The following is a 15,807-nucleotide window of genomic DNA, read 5'->3' as shown; positions in this document are numbered from 1 at the left end:
TTCACGCCTTTGCCAATGCGCGGCCGATCGCTGCGCGGATGTTTGCCGCCGTGGGTTGCCGCCAGCGCGCGCACACGTGCCGGTCGGGCCGCAGCAGGTAGACGGTGCCGGGTTGCGCGTCGTAGCGCTGCGTGGCGAGTTCGACCTCGGCGCCGCTGCCTTCCACGCGAACCACGTGCAGCGGAAAGTCGCTTGCCTGCAGCGCTTGAAGGCTGCGCCCGGCAGCTTCACCCTGGCCGAACACCAGGGCCGTGAACCGTTCGACATGGCATTCGCGCAGCAGCCAGCCGGTGCTGCCATCGGCGCGCACGACAGGCGCATCGGCTGCTGCCGCGCCCGGCACCATCGCGCCATTGAACGCGTCGGCATCGGCCGTGTTGAGCGGCGAATCGCGCAGCACCGTGGCCACCGACAGCCGCCCGCTGTTCACCAGCGTGCGCGCAAAGGCGTGCCGCTTGGTCAGCTCCAGCACCGCATCGCGGAAGAGGCGGCTCACCTCGCTCTTGGGCGTGATGAAGTCGGTTGCGCGCGTGGAGTTGCGGATGTTCTCGTCGGCAGCGTATTCGCGCTCGCTGGCGTAGCTGTCGAGCAGCGCGTCGGGCGCCTGGCCCCGCACCACCGCCGCGAGCTTCCACGCGAGGTTGTCCGCATCCTGCACGCCCGAGTTGGCGCCGCGCGCGCCGAAGGGCGACACGCCATGCGCCGAGTCGCCCGCGAACAGCACGCGGCCGTGGCGGAAGCGCTCCATGCGCTGGCAGGCGAAGGTGTAGACGCTGGCCCAGCCGATCTGGAACTGCACGTCGGCAAAGCCGATGCTGTCGAGCAGCGCGCGCACGCGCGGCGTGATGTTCTCGGGCTTGCGCTCTTCCACCGGGTCGGCGTCCCAGCCGAGCTGGAAGTCCACGCGCCACATGCCGTCGGCCTGCTTGTGCAGCAGCACGCTCTGGCCGGGGTGGAACGAAGGGTCGAACCAGAAGCGACGCTCGGTGGGCAGGTGCGCGTCCATCGTGATGTCCGCGATCAGGAAGCGGTCGCGGAACACGCGGCCCTTGGCTTCCTGGCCCAGCAGCTGGCGCAGGTTGGAGCGCGAGCCGTCGCAGGCGGCAACGTAGTCCGCGTGCAGCCGGTAGTCGCCTTCGGGCGTCTCCACGGTCAGCACCGCGCCGTCGTCGCGTTGCTCGATGCCCGTGACCTTGTTGTTCCAGCGCAGGTCGATCAGCGGCAGCGTGGCCGCGCGCTCGACGAGGTAGCCCTCGACGTAGTACTGCTGCAGGTTGATGAAGGCCGGGCGCTCGTGGCCGGGCTCGGGCAGCAGGTCGAAGCGGTAGACCTGCTCGTCATGGAAGAACACCTTGCCCACGTTCCACGACACGCCCTTGTCGACCATGCGGTCGCCGCAGCCGAGGCGGTCGAATATCTCGAGCGTGCGCTTGGCGAAGCAGATCGCGCGCGAGCCGCTGGAGAGCGTGTTGTCGTTGTCGAGCAGCACCACGGGCACTTGCCGCAGCGCGAGGTCGATGGCCAGCGCAAGGCCGACCGGGCCGGCGCCGACCACCACCACCGGATGGCGGGCTGGCTCGGCCGCGTCCTGGTCGGCGTGGCGGCGGTAGTCGAAGCGCAGACTTTGATAGTCGATCACGTGTTGTCTCCGTGTCTTCTTCTGTCGTCTCGCGCAATCAGCCTTCCAGCGCCTTCCACATCTCGATGTCGCGCTCGGCCGTCCACACGCGCGGGTCGGCATGGCCTGAGGCCTCGTCGTAGGCGCGGCTCACGTCGAAGGGCATGCAGTGGTCGAAGATCACCCACTGGCTGTACTTGGGCTTGAGCTTGGCGTACGTGTCCTTGTAGACCGCGTTCAGGTCGCGCCCGGCCTTCACGCCCTCTTGCACGCTGGCGTACACGTCGGAGATGAAGTTGCGCGTGCCCGTCAGGCCCTCCGCCACTTCGGCCGGCGTGGTCAGCGCGGCGCCGCGGCCCGGCACCAGCGCGGCGGGCTTCAGCGCGGCGATGTTGTCCAGCGTTTGCGGCCAATCCTTGAAGTAGGCGTCGCCGGCGTACGGCGTGGCGCCGAACTCGACCAGGTCGCCCGACAGCAGCGTCTTTTCGCCCGGCAGCCAGACGACGGTGTCGCCCTTGGTGTGGCCGCGACCGAGCTGGATCAGCTGCACTTCGAGCTTGCCGAGCCACAGCGTCATCTTGCCGGTGAAGGTCATGGTGGGCCAGGTCAGGCCCGGGGGCACCGTCTCGACGTTCTGGAACAGGCGCGGGAAGCGGCCGATTTCGCTGGCCTTGTCCTGCTCGCCGCGCTCGACGATCAGGTCGCGCGTGTCCTGGCTGGCCAGGATGTGTTCGGCGCCGTAGCCGGCCGCGCCCAGCACGCGCACCGCGTGGTAGTGCGTGAGCACCACGTACTTGATGGGCTTGTCGGTCACTTCGCGGATGCGGCGCACCACGTCGGCCGCCATGGCGGGGGTGGCCTGGGTGTCGGCCACCAGAACGCAGTCGTCGCCGATGACGATGCCGGTGTTGGGGTCGCCCTCGGCGGTGTAGGCCCAGGCATGTTCCGAGATCTGGCTGAAGGTGATCTTCTTTTCTTCCATGTCGGCCTGGCTGGCGAATTTCTTGGCTTGGCTCATCGGTTGTCTCCGTTGGTGGGGTGGGGTGAGGTGGGTGAGTTTTGGGATTTGGGATTCGTCTAATCTGAACGAATTCGCGGTGAACGAATTTCCGCAGTGTAAGCCGCTGATCAGTTAATGTCTAATCCCTTCTTCATGAACGAACGACCAGAAGGCGAGGCCGGCCATGGCAGCCAGTGACACCGACCGCGCCCAGCGCGGCATCCAGAGCATCGAAGTTGGTGGCCAGCTGCTGCGCGCGCTGGTGCACCACGGCCGGCCCATGGCGCTGAAAGACCTGGCGCGCGAGGCCGACATGACGGCCGCCAAGGCGCACCCGTACATGGTCAGCTTCGGGCGCCTGGGCCTGATCGAGCAGGACCGTGCCAGCGGCCACTATCTGCTCGGCCCGCTCGCCTTGCAACTGGGGCTCATCAGCCTGCAGCAGGCCGACCCGGTGCACATTGCCACCCCGCTGATCGCCCAGCTGGCCCAGCAGACCGGCCATACCGTGGCGCTGGCCGTGTGGGGCGCGCGCGGCGCGACCATCGTGCGCACGGCCGAATCGCCCTCGCCGGTGCATGTGAACATGCGGCACGGCACGGTGTTCTCGCTGACCAATACCGCCTCGGGCCGCGTGTTCGCCGCGTACCTCGATGCCGACGCGGTGCGCCAGCTGCTCGAGGACGAGCGCCAGCGCCAGAAGCAGCGCAAGGGCTCCGAGCCCGTTCCGGCCGCCGGCATGCCACCGGTGCAGCCGCTGCCCTCTTGGAGCGACTTCGAGCGCCAGCTGCAGGAAGTGCGCGCGCACGGCATCAGCCGCTCCGACGGCGAGGTCATCGAAGGCGTCAGCGCCATGGCCGCGCCCGTCTTCGACCACACTGGCGCCATCGTGCTGGCCGTGACCGCCATCGGCCCGGCCGGCATCTTCGACACCGCGTGGGACGGCGAGATTTCCCGCGCGCTCAAGGCCTGCGCGGACACCGTGTCGCAGCGCCTGGGCGCCACCGCCAACCCGCCTGCCGCGAATCCCCCCAGAACAGAGCGATGACGCCAGTCACACCAGATATCTCTTCTTCTCCTCTCCACGCGGCCATCGAGCTGCTGCGCAACGCCCGGCGCATCGTCGTGTTCTCCGGCGCTGGCCTGTCGCGCGCCTCGGGCATCCCGACCTACCGCGATGCGGACGGCCTGTGGAAGAACCAGAATGCACTGCAGTTCTCCCATGCCGAAGACCTCCAGCGCGACCCGTCGGGCTTCACGAAATTCTGGGCGCAGCGCCTGTCGCTGATCGAATCGGCACAGCCCAACCCGGGCCATACCGCGCTAGCGCTGCTGCAAAGGCTGCGGCCCGCCACCCGGCTGGTCACACAGAACGTCGACGGCCTGCTGACCCAGGCGGGCGGGCTCGACGTGCTCGAACTCCACGGCTCGCTGCGCCGCTGGCGCTGCGACCACTGCGGCAACCGCAGCGGCCCATGGCCCTTTCACCGCTGCCTGCGCTGCGGCTCGCACGCGCGGCCTGACGTGGTGATGTTCGGCGAGATGCTGAACGAAGGCGTGCTGCTCGATGCACAGGTGGCCGCGCAGGAGTGCGATCTGTTCATGGTGGTCGGCAGCACGACCATCGTCTATCCGGCGGCTGAGCTGCCGCAGACGGCGCTGGCGCACGGGGCTCGGCTCATCACGCTCAATCTGGAGCCGCTGCCTCATCTGGATGAAGCAGCGACCGTGGTGCTGCGCGGCGCCTCGGAAGACCTGCTGCCGCAGCTGCTCGCAGGCCTGCCAGGCTGAAAGGCCAAGAAAGGGGGCTGAGGGCGCTCAGCCCTTCTTGCCGCCCAGCAGCACCAGCGCTCCGCCCACCACGATCACGGCCACGCTGGCCCAGGTGGGGAAGTTGACGGTCTGCTTCTCCTTCATCGAAAACTCCAGCGGGCCGAGCTTGGCCTCATGGGTTTCCTTGGTGAAGCTGAAGCTGCCGAGACCCAGGGCGGCGATGCCGGCCACGATCAGCAGGATGCCGACGATGCGTGTTGCGTTCATGGGGTCGATCCTCCGTCCGTTGAATGGCTGCTATTGCCGGGGCTGCTGCGGTGTCTGCTGCTGCAACTGGTCCACCCATTGCACCACCTCGGCCATCGCGGCATCGCTGGCCGAGATCAGCGCCTTCACGCCGCCGGGTGCGTCGGCGCTGGAGGCGGGGCGGCGCACGGTGAAAGTGCGTTGGCCCAGCACGCGGTCGCCGCCGCTCGTGCTGCGGACCAGCGTGGCGCGCAGGCGCACCAGGCCCACGCTGGCGCTGGCCGAATCGAAGTAGTGGCTGAACTCGTCGAGCGAGATGCGCAGCGTGTCGGGCACCTCGCCCCGGCTGCGCGAGATGGTGGCGCTTTCTTCAGGGCCGAGCACGGTGCGGCGCTCTGACAGCGTGTCGCGTAGCCGCTGGCGCAGCAGCTGCGCGGGCGGCAGGCTCCAGCGCGACTGGCCGTAGGGGCGCAGCTCGTTGGCGTCGGCGTACCCCAGCCGGTAGAGGATCTGCGTGCCGTCCAGGCGGGAGTTGCTGTCGAACTCGGCCAGCGCCAGCGTGGGCAGGGTGGCTGCGGCAGGCGCAGCGGCAGCAGGCGCCGTCAGGCCGGGGCCGAAGTCGTAGAGCGTGGTGCGCGCGGGCTTGTCGGGCAGCGCACCGCAGCCTGCGATCAGCAGCGCGGCGCCGAGCGCGATGGCGGCCGGGTTCATCAAGGAGCGAATGGCGTTCTTCATGGTGAGTGGTCCTCCCTGGATGTTGTTCAGGGCCGCACCGCAGCGGGCGCGCTGAACCCCGGCTCGCCCGGGCCCGCGACTGCGCCGCCGTTGCCGAACAGCAGCGATTGCGGGTTGTCGTTGATGTTGTCCGCCGCGCGGCCCAGCCGGCGCACGGCGTGCGAGGTGTCGTCGGCCACGCGGTTCACGCGCGGCAGCGTGGCCGCGTTGAACGAATCGACCGCCTGCGCCAGCGCCTTGGTGCCGTCGCTCAGCCGCTCGACCGGGCCGTCGGGCGCGTTCAGCCGGCCCACGGTGGTGTTGAAGTTGGTGGCCACGCGCGAGACGTCGCCGGCGGCCTTCTTCACCGAGGCCAGCGTGTCGGGCAGCTTCGTCAGCGCGGGGTTCAGCCCGGTCTTCACCGTGTTGTCGAGCGTCTTGAGCAGCGTGTTGGCACTGGCCGAGGCGGCCGCGATGTTCTCCAGTGCTTCGGCCGCGCGCTTCTGGTTGGGGTCGCTCAGCAGCTGGTTGGCGCGCTTCGTCACTTCCTCGACCTGGTTGATGATGGCCTCGCCGCGGTCCTGCAGTTGCGCCAGCATCGATGGCTTGAGCGGAATGCGCGGCGGGTTGTCGTCGTCCGGCTTCAGCGACACCGTCGATTCGCCCTTGTCGTCCAGCGCGATGAAGGCCAGGCCGGTCACGCCCTGGTAGCTCAGCGTGGCAAAGCTGGAAGTGGTGAGCGGCACGCGCTCGTCGACCGTGATGCGCACGCGCACATTGCCCTTGACCTTCGGGTCGAAGTCGATCGACGCCACCTTGCCCACCGCGATGCCGCGGTAGCGCACCATGGCCTGCGGCTGCAGGCCGCTGACGGCGTCGCGCGTGGACAGTTCGTAGATGTTGCGCACGGTGTTGTCGCGCGTGAACCAGATCACCAGCCCGACGAGCGCGGCGATCAGGCCGAGCACGAAGGCGCCGGCGGCGAGGGCGTGGGCCTTGTTTTCCATGGTGGCTACCTACCTTTCAGCGGCCCGCCTCGGCGGCGGGCTGCGACGGAGATTGTTCGGCGGGCTTGTCGTGCAGCGCTTCCAGGGCGCGCTGGCCGCGCCCGCCGAGAAAGTATTCGTGAATGAAGGGATGCGGGTACGCGATGACTTCGCGCGCCGCGCCGGTGACGATCACCTTCTGGTCGGCCAGCACCGCGATGCGGGTGCTCAGGTCGAACAGCGTGTCCAGGTCGTGCGTAACCATCACCACCGTGAGGCCCAGCTCGCGGTGCAGGCCGCGCAGCAGGTCGCAGAAACTGTCAGACGCCTCGGGGTCGAGGCCGGCCGTGGGCTCGTCGAGCAGAAGCAGCGGCGGGTCCATGATGAGCGCGCGCGCCAGTGCCACGCGCTTGATCATGCCGCCCGACAGGTCCGACGGGCTCTTGTTCGCATGCTGCGGGCCCAGGCCCACCATCTGCAGTTTCACCAGCGCTGCGTGGCGGATCAGCTCGTCGGGCAGCAGCTTCAGCTCGCGCAGCGGAAAGGCGATGTTCTCCAGCACGCTGAAGGCCGAGAACAACGCCCCGTGCTGGAACAGCATGCCCACGTTGGCCGCGCCCGAGGCGCTGAGCTCGCCGGGCTCCTGTCCCAGCACCTCGACGTGGCCGCGCGTGGGTTTTTCGAGCCCGAGGATCTGGCGCAGCAGCACCGTCTTGCCAGTGCCCGAGCCGCCGACCAGCGAGAGCACTTCGCCTCGGTCGATGTGCAGCTGCAGGTCGCGGTGCACCACCTGCTCGCCGTCGGGGCTCTGGAACACCGTCCACAGGCCGCGGATGTCCACCACGGTGGTGTAGGTGTCGGAGCGTACGGGCATGCTCATGGTGTCAGGCCCTGAATCCGATGCCCTTGAAGAGCACGGCGAAGAGAGCGTCCACAAGGATCACCGCGGTGATCGAGGTGACGACCGACTGCGTGGTGCCGCGCCCCAGGCTCTCGGTGTTCGGCTTCACCTTCATGCCGAAGTAGCAGCCGATCAGCGCAATCAGAATGCCGAACACCGCCGACTTGGCCAGCGCCAGCCAGAGGTTCGAGATAGGCACCGCGCGCGGCAGCGCTGAAAGAAAGTAAGCGGGCGAAATATTGAGCGCCGCATCGGCCGCCAGCATGCCGCCCGCGAGCGCCGCCATCGAGGTCCACAGGCTGATCAGCGGCATTGCGATGGCCAGCGCCAGCACGCGCGGCATCACGAGGCGAAAGCCGTGCGGGATGCCCATCACGCGCATCGCGTCGAGCTCTTCCGTGACCCGCATCACGCCGATCTGCGCCGTGATGGCCGAACCCGAGCGCCCGGCGATCAGCACCGCTGCCAGCACCGGCCCCAGCTCGCGGATCAGCGACAGCCCGAGGATGTTCACCACGAAAGTCTCGGCGCCGTATTGCCGCAACTGCTGCGAGATCAGATAAGCCAGCACCACGCCGATCAGCAACCCGACCAGCGCCGTGATGTGCAGCGCCGTGGCGCCGAACTGATACAGGTGCCCCGAGAAGTCGCGCCACGGCCCACGGTGCGGCGCGCGAATCAACCGGCCCACGTCGAGCGCCAACTGGCCGATCAGGCTTGTGAAGTCGCGCACCACGTACATCGCGCGCGGCCCGTTGTGCGAGAACGCGCGGATGCGGTCGCTCAGCGTGGGCGGGGGCTCGTCGGGCGTGGCGACGGTGTACTGCGCCACCTGGTCGAGCACGGCCTTGTGCTGCGGCAACATTTCGAGCGTGGCCGGCCACTGGTGGCGCCAGTGCTCCCACAGCAACTGCGCGCCGATGTGGTCGAGCTGCCCGATGGGGCGCAGGTCCCACGCGCGGTCGTCGGCGGGCGGGGCGGTTTCCAGGCTTTTCGCCAGCGCCTGCCATGCCGGCTTGGACGACATTGCCAGCGTGGTCCAGCAGCCGCTGGCCACTGTCCACTGGCGGCCTTCCTGCTCTCGCTGCTCGACGCGAGGCCACGCGCTGTCGGCGGCGGAAGCGTCGGCAGTCGATGTGGCAGGGGACATAGGGCGGGTGAGCGGGAAAGTTAACAAACGCGGGGTTGGAAGCGCGCATCGTAACCGGGTGCATCCAGTGTGAAGGTGCTCCAGACCCCTCGTTTGCGTAGGGCACAACGCCGTTTCTTCAGGTTTTCTTCAGGGCATGGTCGGCTGCTGTTCGGGGTGCGATCACGCCGAAAAGCCCTCGGACAGCGCCTCCCGTAGCCACCCCACAAAAGCCGTCACCGCCTGCGGCACATGCGTGGCGTAGGGCCGTATTGCATACAGCCGCTCGCCGAAAGCACCCACCGAGCGCCACTGCGGCAGCACCTGCTGCAGCTTGCCCGACTGCAGCGCCGCCTGCGCGCTGAAGTCGGGCACCAGCGCAATGCCCAGCCCGCTCAGCGCCGCGTCGCGCAGCGCCTCGCTGTTGTTTGCGACCAGTGGCCCCGAAACCGGCACCGTGATGCGCGGCGCCGAGGCCTTTGCCTCGAAGTGCCAGGTCGGCGTTTCCTGCGCGCGCGGGTAGTGCAGGCAGTCGTGCTCCGCCAGCGCCTGTGGCTCGCGCGGCGTGCCGCGGCGGCGCAGATAGGCACGGCTGGCCACCAGCACGGAGCGGGTTTCGCACAGTGTCCAGGCCACGTGCGTGTCGGGCGGCGCGGCCGTGTGGCGGATGGCCAGGTCGAAGCCCTCCATCGCCAGCGAGCTGAGCCGGTCCGACAGATCGAGCTCGATGCGCACCTCCGGCTGCGCGCGCAGGAAGTCGGCCAGCCGCGGCACCAGCTGCTGGCGAGCGAATGCCACCGGCGCCGTCACCCGCACCAGCCCGCGCGGCACCCCCGCGAGATCGCGCACGCCGGCGAAGCTGTGGGCAATCTGCTCGAAGGGGCCGCGCATGTCTTCCACCAGCCGCTGGCCGGCCTCGGTGAGCCGCACGCTGCGCGTGGTGCGCTGCACCAATGGCGCGCCGGCCGCGCGTTCGAGCTCGGCGATGCGCTGGCTCATGGCTGCCTTGCTCACGCCCAGGCGCAGCGCCGCAGCCGTGAAGCTGCCCTGCTGTGCCAGCACCGTGAGCCAGTGCAGATGCGTCCAGAGCGACTCGATATTTTGGGGTTTCATGGTTCTATTGTTCGCTATTCTGAACAATAAGTTCAGGCTTCGTGACTAGGCGCGGAACAGGCTGCTGCCTAAACTGACCGCACTCCTCCGCCAGCAAAGCCCTTTTCAAAGCCTTCCCCATGCCCACCTCCATCGACCACTTCATCGCCGGCAAGCCCGCCGCCAACACTTCCGGCCGCACGCAGGACGTGACCAACCCCGCCACCGGCGCCGTCACCGGCAAGGCCGGCCTGGCAGATGCCGCGCAAGTCTCCGCTGCCGTCGCCGCCGCGCAGGCCGCGTTCCCGGCCTGGGCCGACACCCCGCCGATCCGGCGCGCGCGCGTCATGTTCAAGTTCCTGCAGCTGCTCAACGAGCACAAGGACGAGCTGGCCCACCTCATCACCGCCGAGCACGGCAAGGTCTTCACCGACGCGCAGGGCGAAGTCAGCCGCGGCATCGACATCGTCGAGTTCGCCTGCGGCATTCCGCAGCTGCTCAAGGGCGACTTCACCGACCAGGTGAGCACCGGCATCGACAACTGGACGCTGCGTCAGCCGCTCGGCGTGGTCGCCGGCATCACACCCTTCAACTTCCCGGTGATGGTGCCGATGTGGATGTTCCCGGTGGCCATTGCCGCCGGCAACACCTTCGTGCTCAAGCCCAGCCCGACCGACCCGAGCGCCTCGCTGCGCATGGCCGAGCTGCTGACGGAAGCCGGCCTGCCCGACGGCGTGTTCAACGTCGTGCAGGGCGATAAGGCCGCCGTCGACGCGCTGCTCGAGCACCCTGACGTCAAGGCCATCAGCTTCGTCGGCTCCACGCCCATTGCCAACTACATCTACGAAACCGGCGCCCGCCACGGCAAGCGCGTGCAGGCCCTGGGCGGTGCGAAGAACCACATGGTGGTGCTGCCTGACGCAGACATCGACCAGACGGTCGACGCCCTCATCGGCGCGGGCTACGGCTCGGCCGGCGAGCGCTGCATGGCCATCAGCGTGGCGGTGCTGGTGGGCGACGTGGCCGACAAGATCATTCCCAAGCTCATCGAACGCACGAAGACGCTGAAGGTGCTCAACGGCGAGAACCTCGCCGCCGAAATGGGCCCGATCGTCACGCGCGCCGCGCACGAGCGCATCACCGGCTACATCGACCTGGGCGAGAAGGAAGGCGCGAAGCTGCTGGTCGACGGCCGCGGCTTCGACGGCAGCAAGGCAGGCGAAGGCTGCGGCGACGGCTTCTGGATGGGTGGCACGCTGTTCGACAACGTCACGCCCGAGATGCGCATCTACAAGGAAGAAATCTTCGGCCCGGTGCTCAGCTGTGTGCGCGTGGCCAACTTCAAGGACGCGGTCGACCTCGTCAACGCGCACGAGTTCGGCAACGGCGTGAGCTGCTTCACCCGCGACGGCAACGTGGCGCGCGAATTCAGCCGCCGCATCCAGGTGGGCATGGTCGGCATCAACGTGCCGATCCCCGTGCCCATGGCCTGGCATGGCTTCGGCGGCTGGAAGCGTTCGCTGTTCGGCGACATGCATGCCTACGGCGAAGAGGGCGTGCGCTTCTATACCAAGCAGAAGTCGGTGATGCAGCGCTGGCCCGAGAGCATCGGCAAGGGCGCTGAATTCGTGATGCCGACGGCCAAGTAGCATGCGGTGCGGCGCGAGGGGCGCCGCCACTCCGCCCGGGAATTCCGTCGAACAAAAAAGAGAGACAAGCAAAACGCCATGAGCGACACCCAATTCGACTACATCATCATCGGGGCCGGCACCGCCGGCTCGCTCATGGCGAACCGGCTCAGCGCCGACAAGAGCAAGCGCGTGCTGCTCATCGAGGCGGGCCGCAAGGACGACTACCACTGGATCCACATTCCGGTGGGCTACCTGTACTGCATCGGCAATCCGCGCACCGACTGGCTCTACAGCACCGAGCCCGACGCCGGCCTCAACGGCCGCGTGCTGCGCTACCCGCGCGGCAAGACGCTCGGGGGCTCGTCGAGCATCAACGGCATGATCTACATGCGCGGCCAGTCGCGCGACTACGAGCACTGGGCCGACCTCACCGGCGACGAAGACTGGCGCTGGCAGAGCGTGCTGCCGGCCTTCAAGAAGCACGAAGACTTCTACCTGGGCGCCGACGAAATGCACGGTGCCGGCGGCGAATGGCGCATCGAGAAGCAGCGCCTGCGCTGGGACATCCTCGACGCCTTTGCCGAAGCCGCTTCACAGGCCGGCGTGCCGCACACCGCCGACTTCAACCGCGGCAACAACGAAGGTGTGGGCTACTTCCAGGTCAACCAGAAGAACGGCTGGCGCTGGAACACCGCCAAGGCCTTCCTGCGGCCGACCTGCTATGGCAGGCCCAACTTCGAGCTCTGGACCGGCGCGCAGGTGTCGCGCCTGCTGTTCGAGACGCTGCCCGACGGCACGCGCCGCTGCACCGGTGCCGAGGTGTGGAACGGCAGCGAGATGACCACCGCGCACGCTTCGCGCGAGGTTGTCCTGAGCGCGGGCGCCATCGGCTCGCCGCAGATCCTGCAGCTCTCGGGCATCGGCCCGGCCGAGCTGCTGCGCCAGCACGGCATCGACGTGGTGCTCGACGCGCCCGGCGTCGGTGCCAACCTGCAAGACCATCTGCAGATCCGCGCGGTCTACAAGATCGAGGGCGCGCCCACGCTCAACGTGATGGCTTCGTCGTTGGTCGGCAAGGCGAAGATCGGCCTCGAATATTTGCTCAAGCGCAGCGGCCCGATGAGCATGGCGCCGTCGCAGCTCGGTGCCTTCACGCGCAGCTCGCCCGATCGCGAATGGCCCAACCTGCAGTACCACGTGCAGCCACTGTCGCTCGACGCCTTCGGCGATCCGCTGCACAGCTTTCCGGCTTTCACCGCGAGCGTGTGCAACCTCAACCCCACGAGCCGGGGCTCGGTGCGCATCAAGAGCAAGCGTTTTGAAGACGCTCCGGCCATCGCGCCCAACTACCTGAGCACCGAAGAAGACCGCAAGGTGGCGGCCGATTCGCTGCGCGTCACTCGCCGAATTGCAGAGCAGCCTGCGCTTGCCAAGTACAAGCCGCAGGAATGGAAGCCCGGCGTGCAGTACCAGACCGACGAAGACCTGGCGCGGCTGGCGGGCGACATCGCCACCACCATCTTCCATCCGGTGGGCACTACCAAGATGGGCGCCGAGGGCGACCCGATGGCCGTGCTCGATTCGCAGCTGCGGGTGCGCGGGATTCAGGGCCTGCGCGTGGTGGATGCGGGCGCGATGCCCACCATCACCAGCGGCAACACCAACAGCCCTACGCTGATGATGGCGGAGAAGGCCGCCGGCTGGATTCGCGGCGAGGCCGCGGGCTAGCCTCGGCGGGCTGGCTCTTGCCCGCGAGGCGCGCCTTCGCGCCTTCGAGCATCAGGTCGACGCCGATCTTGAACAGCGCGTCGGGCCCGGCCCGGCGGTAGTGGGCGAACGCCTCAGCCAGTAGCGGACGCGAGGCCGCGGCGGCATCGAGCACCTGCTGCTGCGCCGCCGCGTCGGGCGGCGTCGCCTGCTGCTCCAGCACGCAGCCCACGGTGTAGCGGCCCAGCGCGATCAGCAGCGTCATCGCCTGCGTCGCCGGCACGCCCAGGTTGACCACGGCCGCGAGCTGGGCCTCGACCATGTCGAGGTCGCCCGGATCGGGCTCGGAGCCGGCATGCAGCCGCGCGCCGTCTCGCCGCGCCAGCAGCGCGCGGCGGAAGCTGTGCGCGTTCTCGCGCAGGAACGCGTCCCAGGGCTCGCCGGGCAGCGGCAGCTTGCGCTCGTGGGCGCGGTGCAGGATCTCGCTGTTCATCGCGTCGAGCAGCGCCCGCTTGTTCTTGAAATGCCAGTACAGCGCGGGTTGCTGCACGCCGAGCCGCTCGGCCAGCAGCCGGGTGCTGAGCTTGTCCATGCCGACCTCGTCGAGCAGCGAGAGGGCTGCCTCGAGGATCACTTCGCGGTCCAGTTTCATGTCGATTCGGGTGGGTACTTCACAGCCTGGAATTTATCGCTGATAATTCCTTATCAATGATAAACTCCAACAGCTCATCAACTTCTTTCGCGACGAACGGCCACCACGCGCAGTTCGTGATCCTCGCGATCGTCACGCTCGACGCCATCGGCATCAGCCTGGTCATGCCGATCGTGCCGAGCCTGCTGCGCGAGGTCGGCCACACCGGCGACCTCGGCTGGCACTTTGGCGCCTTTCTCTCGCTCTATGCGCTGATGCAGTTCCTCTGCGCGCCCGTGCTCGGCGCACTGAGCGACCGCTTCGGCCGTCGGCCGGTGCTGCTGGCCTCGGTGCTGGGCGCGGCCATCGACGCGCTCTTCATGGCCTTTGCGCCCTCGCTGTGGTTGCTGTTCGTGGGCCGCGCGATCGCTGGCATGACGGGCGCGAGCATGGCGGTGGCCTCGGCGGCCATCGCCGACCTCACGCCCGAGCACCAGCGCGCGCGCTGGTTCGGCCGCATGGGCGCCTGCTTCGGCTTGGGCTTCATCGCCGGGCCGGCCATCGGCGGCATGCTCGGCGACCACGGTGTGCGGCTGCCGTTCATCGCGGCTGCAGTGCTCAACGGCGTGACCTTTCTCGTGGGTCTGCTGGTGTTGCGCGAGTCGCGCCCGCCGGCACTCGCGTCGCAGCCCTTCGACCGCGGCGTGCTGCATCCGCTCGCGCCGCTGCGCTGGGCCACGAGCTTTCCGGCGCTGCTGCCCTTGCTCGGCGTGTTCCTGCTGCTCGTGCTCGTGGGCGAGGTCGCCGGCACGACCTGGGTGCTCTACGGCCAGGACCGCTACGCCTGGAACGGCACCATGGTCGGCCTCTCGCTCGCGGTCTTTGGCCTGCTCCATGCGCTGGTGCAGGGCTTCGTGGCGGGTCCGCTGGTCGAGCGCTGGGGCGAACGCGCGGCCATCGCCATCGGCACCATCGCCGACGGCACGGGCTATGCGCTGATCGCCTTTGCCACGCAGGGCTGGATGGTCATCGCGCTGCTGCCGCTGCTGTGCATGGGCGGCGTCTGCGCGCCCGCGCTGCAGGCGACGCTCTCGGCGCGCGTGGGCGAGGCGCAGCAGGGGCGGCTGCAGGGCGTGCTCGCGAGCATCACCAGCCTGGCCGCGGTGTTCGGCCCGCTGCTGATCAGCCCGCTCTACTTCGCGTTCCGCACGCGCTTTCCGGGCATCGTGTGGCTGGCGGGGGCGTCGCTCTACGTGCTGTGCCTTCCGGTGCTGCTGCGCAGGACCGGGAAGGTCCCCGCGCAGGGCTGAAGAATCACTTCTCGATGGTCTTGTTCCAGCGGGCGTTCCACGCGGGCCGGTTCGCGTTGATGCTCTCCCAGTCGATGGTGACGGCGGTCTTCATCCACTTGTTGATGTCCGCCACCTGCGCTGCGCCTTCACCCACGGCCGGGGCCTTGGGGTTGGTCGGGATCTGCGCGCCGTACTGCAGCACGTTGGCCTGCGCCACCGGGCTCAGCAGGAACTCGGTGAGCTTCTGCGACAGCTCGGGCTCGCTGTTGTTGGCGATCACGCACTGGCCGACCATGAGCACCACCGCGCCTTCCTTGGGCGGTGCGTACTCGACCGGAATGCCCTTGGTCTTCAGGGCGGCCACGGCCGTGGGCGTCAGCGGGAAGATCGCCGCTTCACCGGTCTGAACCATCTCCGAGAGCTTGGCCGAGCTCGGGATGTACTCCAGCACGTTCGGGCCGATGGTGGTGGGCCAGGCCTTGAAGCCCGGTTCCACGTTCTTGTCGTTGCCGCCCTGGATGCGGTTGAACATCAAAAAGCCGTGCAACCCGAAGGACGAGGACGACATCGACTGGAACACCACCTTGCCCTTGTACTTCGGGTCGGCCAGGTCCATCCACGAGGTGGGCGCGGCCCAGCCCTTTTCCTTGAACATCTTGGCGTTGTAGGCGAGGCCCGTCATGCCCAGGCTCACGCCGCTGGCCATGTCGTCCTTGAAGCGCGCGGCCGGGTAGATCTCGCTGAGCGACTGGCTGGGCTTCTGCTTCTGGCACAGGCCCATGCCGATGGCGCGCACCATCACGCCGTCGTCGAGGAACATCACGTGCATCTGCGGCTTGTCCTTGTTGGCCTGCGCCTTCGCGAGGATGTCGGACGAAGTGCCGGGCACCACCACGACCTTGGCGCCGTAGGCTTTCTCGAAGGCAGGGAAGACGTACTGCGTGTACGCCTTCTCCATGGTGCCGCCGTTCATGCCGATGTAGATGGTCTTGGTCTGCGCGCTGGCGCTGCCGGCGGCTGCGAGCAGCGCTGCGGCCAGAGGAAGGAGGAGGAAGAAGGGGGACCTGGCGGTGCGGGACATGGTGAT

At 68.3% G+C, this 15,807-nt stretch carries 15 protein-coding genes; 5 read left to right on the top strand and 10 right to left on the bottom strand.

Annotation, left to right across the window (positions count from 1 at the left end):
- Nucleotide 1 precedes the first annotated feature (1 nt).
- On the bottom strand, nt 2-1,639 hold the full coding sequence (locus ACSFBF_RS24630) for an FAD-dependent oxidoreductase (RefSeq protein ID WP_435471587.1): 1,638 nt from the start codon (nt 1,637-1,639) through the stop codon (nt 2-4).
- A gap of 37 nt (nt 1,640-1,676) precedes the next feature.
- On the bottom strand, nt 1,677-2,636 hold the full coding sequence (locus tag ACSFBF_RS24625) for an MBL fold metallo-hydrolase (protein WP_435471585.1): 960 nt from the start codon (nt 2,634-2,636) through the stop codon (nt 1,677-1,679).
- A 166-nt stretch (nt 2,637-2,802) separates the two neighbouring features.
- Between ACSFBF_RS24625 and ACSFBF_RS24620 the strand changes: the two genes are divergently transcribed.
- Together ACSFBF_RS24620 and ACSFBF_RS24615 are read left to right on the top strand one after the other, a co-directional pair.
- Nucleotides 2,803-3,666 carry an IclR family transcriptional regulator gene (locus ACSFBF_RS24620; RefSeq protein ID WP_435471583.1) on the top strand — a complete coding sequence of 288 codons (864 nt, stop codon included), beginning with the start codon at nt 2,803-2,805 and terminating at the stop codon, nt 3,664-3,666.
- A complete protein-coding gene (locus tag ACSFBF_RS24615; protein ID WP_435471581.1) occupies nt 3,663-4,409 on the top strand; it encodes an SIR2 family NAD-dependent protein deacylase in 747 nt (248 codons plus the stop codon). Before ACSFBF_RS24620 ends, ACSFBF_RS24615 begins: the two co-directional genes overlap by 4 nt.
- Nucleotides 4,410-4,436: 27 nt before the next feature.
- On the opposite strand, the gene ACSFBF_RS24610 is transcribed toward ACSFBF_RS24615, so the two are convergent.
- The 6 genes from ACSFBF_RS24610 to ACSFBF_RS24585 all read right to left on the bottom strand — a co-directional run bounded on the left by ACSFBF_RS24610 (nt 4,437) and on the right by ACSFBF_RS24585 (nt 9,480).
- Nucleotides 4,437-4,658, bottom strand: coding sequence for a hypothetical protein (locus ACSFBF_RS24610; RefSeq protein ID WP_093053572.1), 222 nt, complete (start codon nt 4,656-4,658; stop codon nt 4,437-4,439).
- 30 nt (nt 4,659-4,688) lie between these two features.
- Nucleotides 4,689-5,372: an ABC-type transport auxiliary lipoprotein family protein gene (locus ACSFBF_RS24605; RefSeq protein ID WP_435471579.1), complete on the bottom strand. Its 684-nt coding sequence runs from the start codon at nt 5,370-5,372 to the stop codon at nt 4,689-4,691.
- 26 nt (nt 5,373-5,398) lie between these two features.
- On the bottom strand, nt 5,399-6,358 hold the full coding sequence (locus ACSFBF_RS24600; RefSeq protein WP_435471577.1) for an MlaD family protein: 960 nt from the start codon (nt 6,356-6,358) through the stop codon (nt 5,399-5,401).
- A 16-nt stretch (nt 6,359-6,374) separates the two neighbouring features.
- Nucleotides 6,375-7,217: an ABC transporter ATP-binding protein gene (locus ACSFBF_RS24595; RefSeq protein WP_093053581.1), complete on the bottom strand. Its 843-nt coding sequence runs from the start codon at nt 7,215-7,217 to the stop codon at nt 6,375-6,377.
- Between the two features lie 4 nt (nt 7,218-7,221).
- Nucleotides 7,222-8,388, bottom strand: coding sequence for an MlaE family ABC transporter permease (locus ACSFBF_RS24590; RefSeq protein ID WP_435471575.1), 1,167 nt, complete (start codon nt 8,386-8,388; stop codon nt 7,222-7,224).
- A 162-nt stretch (nt 8,389-8,550) separates the two neighbouring features.
- Nucleotides 8,551-9,480: a LysR family transcriptional regulator gene (locus tag ACSFBF_RS24585; RefSeq protein WP_435471573.1), complete on the bottom strand. Its 930-nt coding sequence runs from the start codon at nt 9,478-9,480 to the stop codon at nt 8,551-8,553.
- Between the two features lie 119 nt (nt 9,481-9,599).
- On the opposite strand from ACSFBF_RS24585, the gene ACSFBF_RS24580 reads away from it, so the two are divergent.
- Nucleotides 9,600-11,108 (top strand): CoA-acylating methylmalonate-semialdehyde dehydrogenase, encoded by a 1,509-nt coding sequence (locus ACSFBF_RS24580; protein ID WP_435471571.1) that lies wholly within the window; start codon nt 9,600-9,602, stop codon nt 11,106-11,108.
- 78 nt (nt 11,109-11,186) lie between these two features.
- Nucleotides 11,187-12,818, top strand: a complete 1,632-nt coding sequence (locus tag ACSFBF_RS24575) for a GMC family oxidoreductase (protein WP_435471569.1) — start codon at nt 11,187-11,189, stop codon at nt 12,816-12,818.
- Here the strand turns inward: ACSFBF_RS24575 and tetR are convergent.
- Nucleotides 12,760-13,449: a tetracycline resistance transcriptional repressor TetR gene (gene tetR / locus ACSFBF_RS24570; RefSeq protein ID WP_435471567.1), complete on the bottom strand. Its 690-nt coding sequence runs from the start codon at nt 13,447-13,449 to the stop codon at nt 12,760-12,762. The genes ACSFBF_RS24575 and tetR overlap by 59 nt on opposite strands.
- Before the next feature lie 56 nt (nt 13,450-13,505).
- Here tetR and tet point away from each other — a divergent pair, with 56 nt between their 5' ends.
- Entirely contained in the window at nt 13,506-14,738 is a 1,233-nt protein-coding gene (tet, locus tag ACSFBF_RS24565; RefSeq protein ID WP_435471565.1) for a Tet(A)/Tet(B)/Tet(C) family tetracycline efflux MFS transporter, read from the top strand.
- Nucleotides 14,739-14,742: 4 nt separating this feature from the next.
- On the opposite strand, the gene ACSFBF_RS24560 is transcribed toward tet, so the two are convergent.
- Entirely contained in the window at nt 14,743-15,801 is a 1,059-nt protein-coding gene (locus ACSFBF_RS24560; RefSeq protein ID WP_435471563.1) for an ABC transporter substrate-binding protein, read from the bottom strand.
- Between the last annotated feature and the right edge of the window lie 6 nt (nt 15,802-15,807).

This window comes from Variovorax nivicola (genome assembly GCF_051216475.1).
Lineage (GTDB): Bacteria > Pseudomonadota > Gammaproteobacteria > Burkholderiales > Burkholderiaceae_C > Variovorax.
The sequence above is the reverse complement of the archived record's forward strand: the minus strand, read 5'-3'. Positions and strand labels throughout refer to the sequence as shown.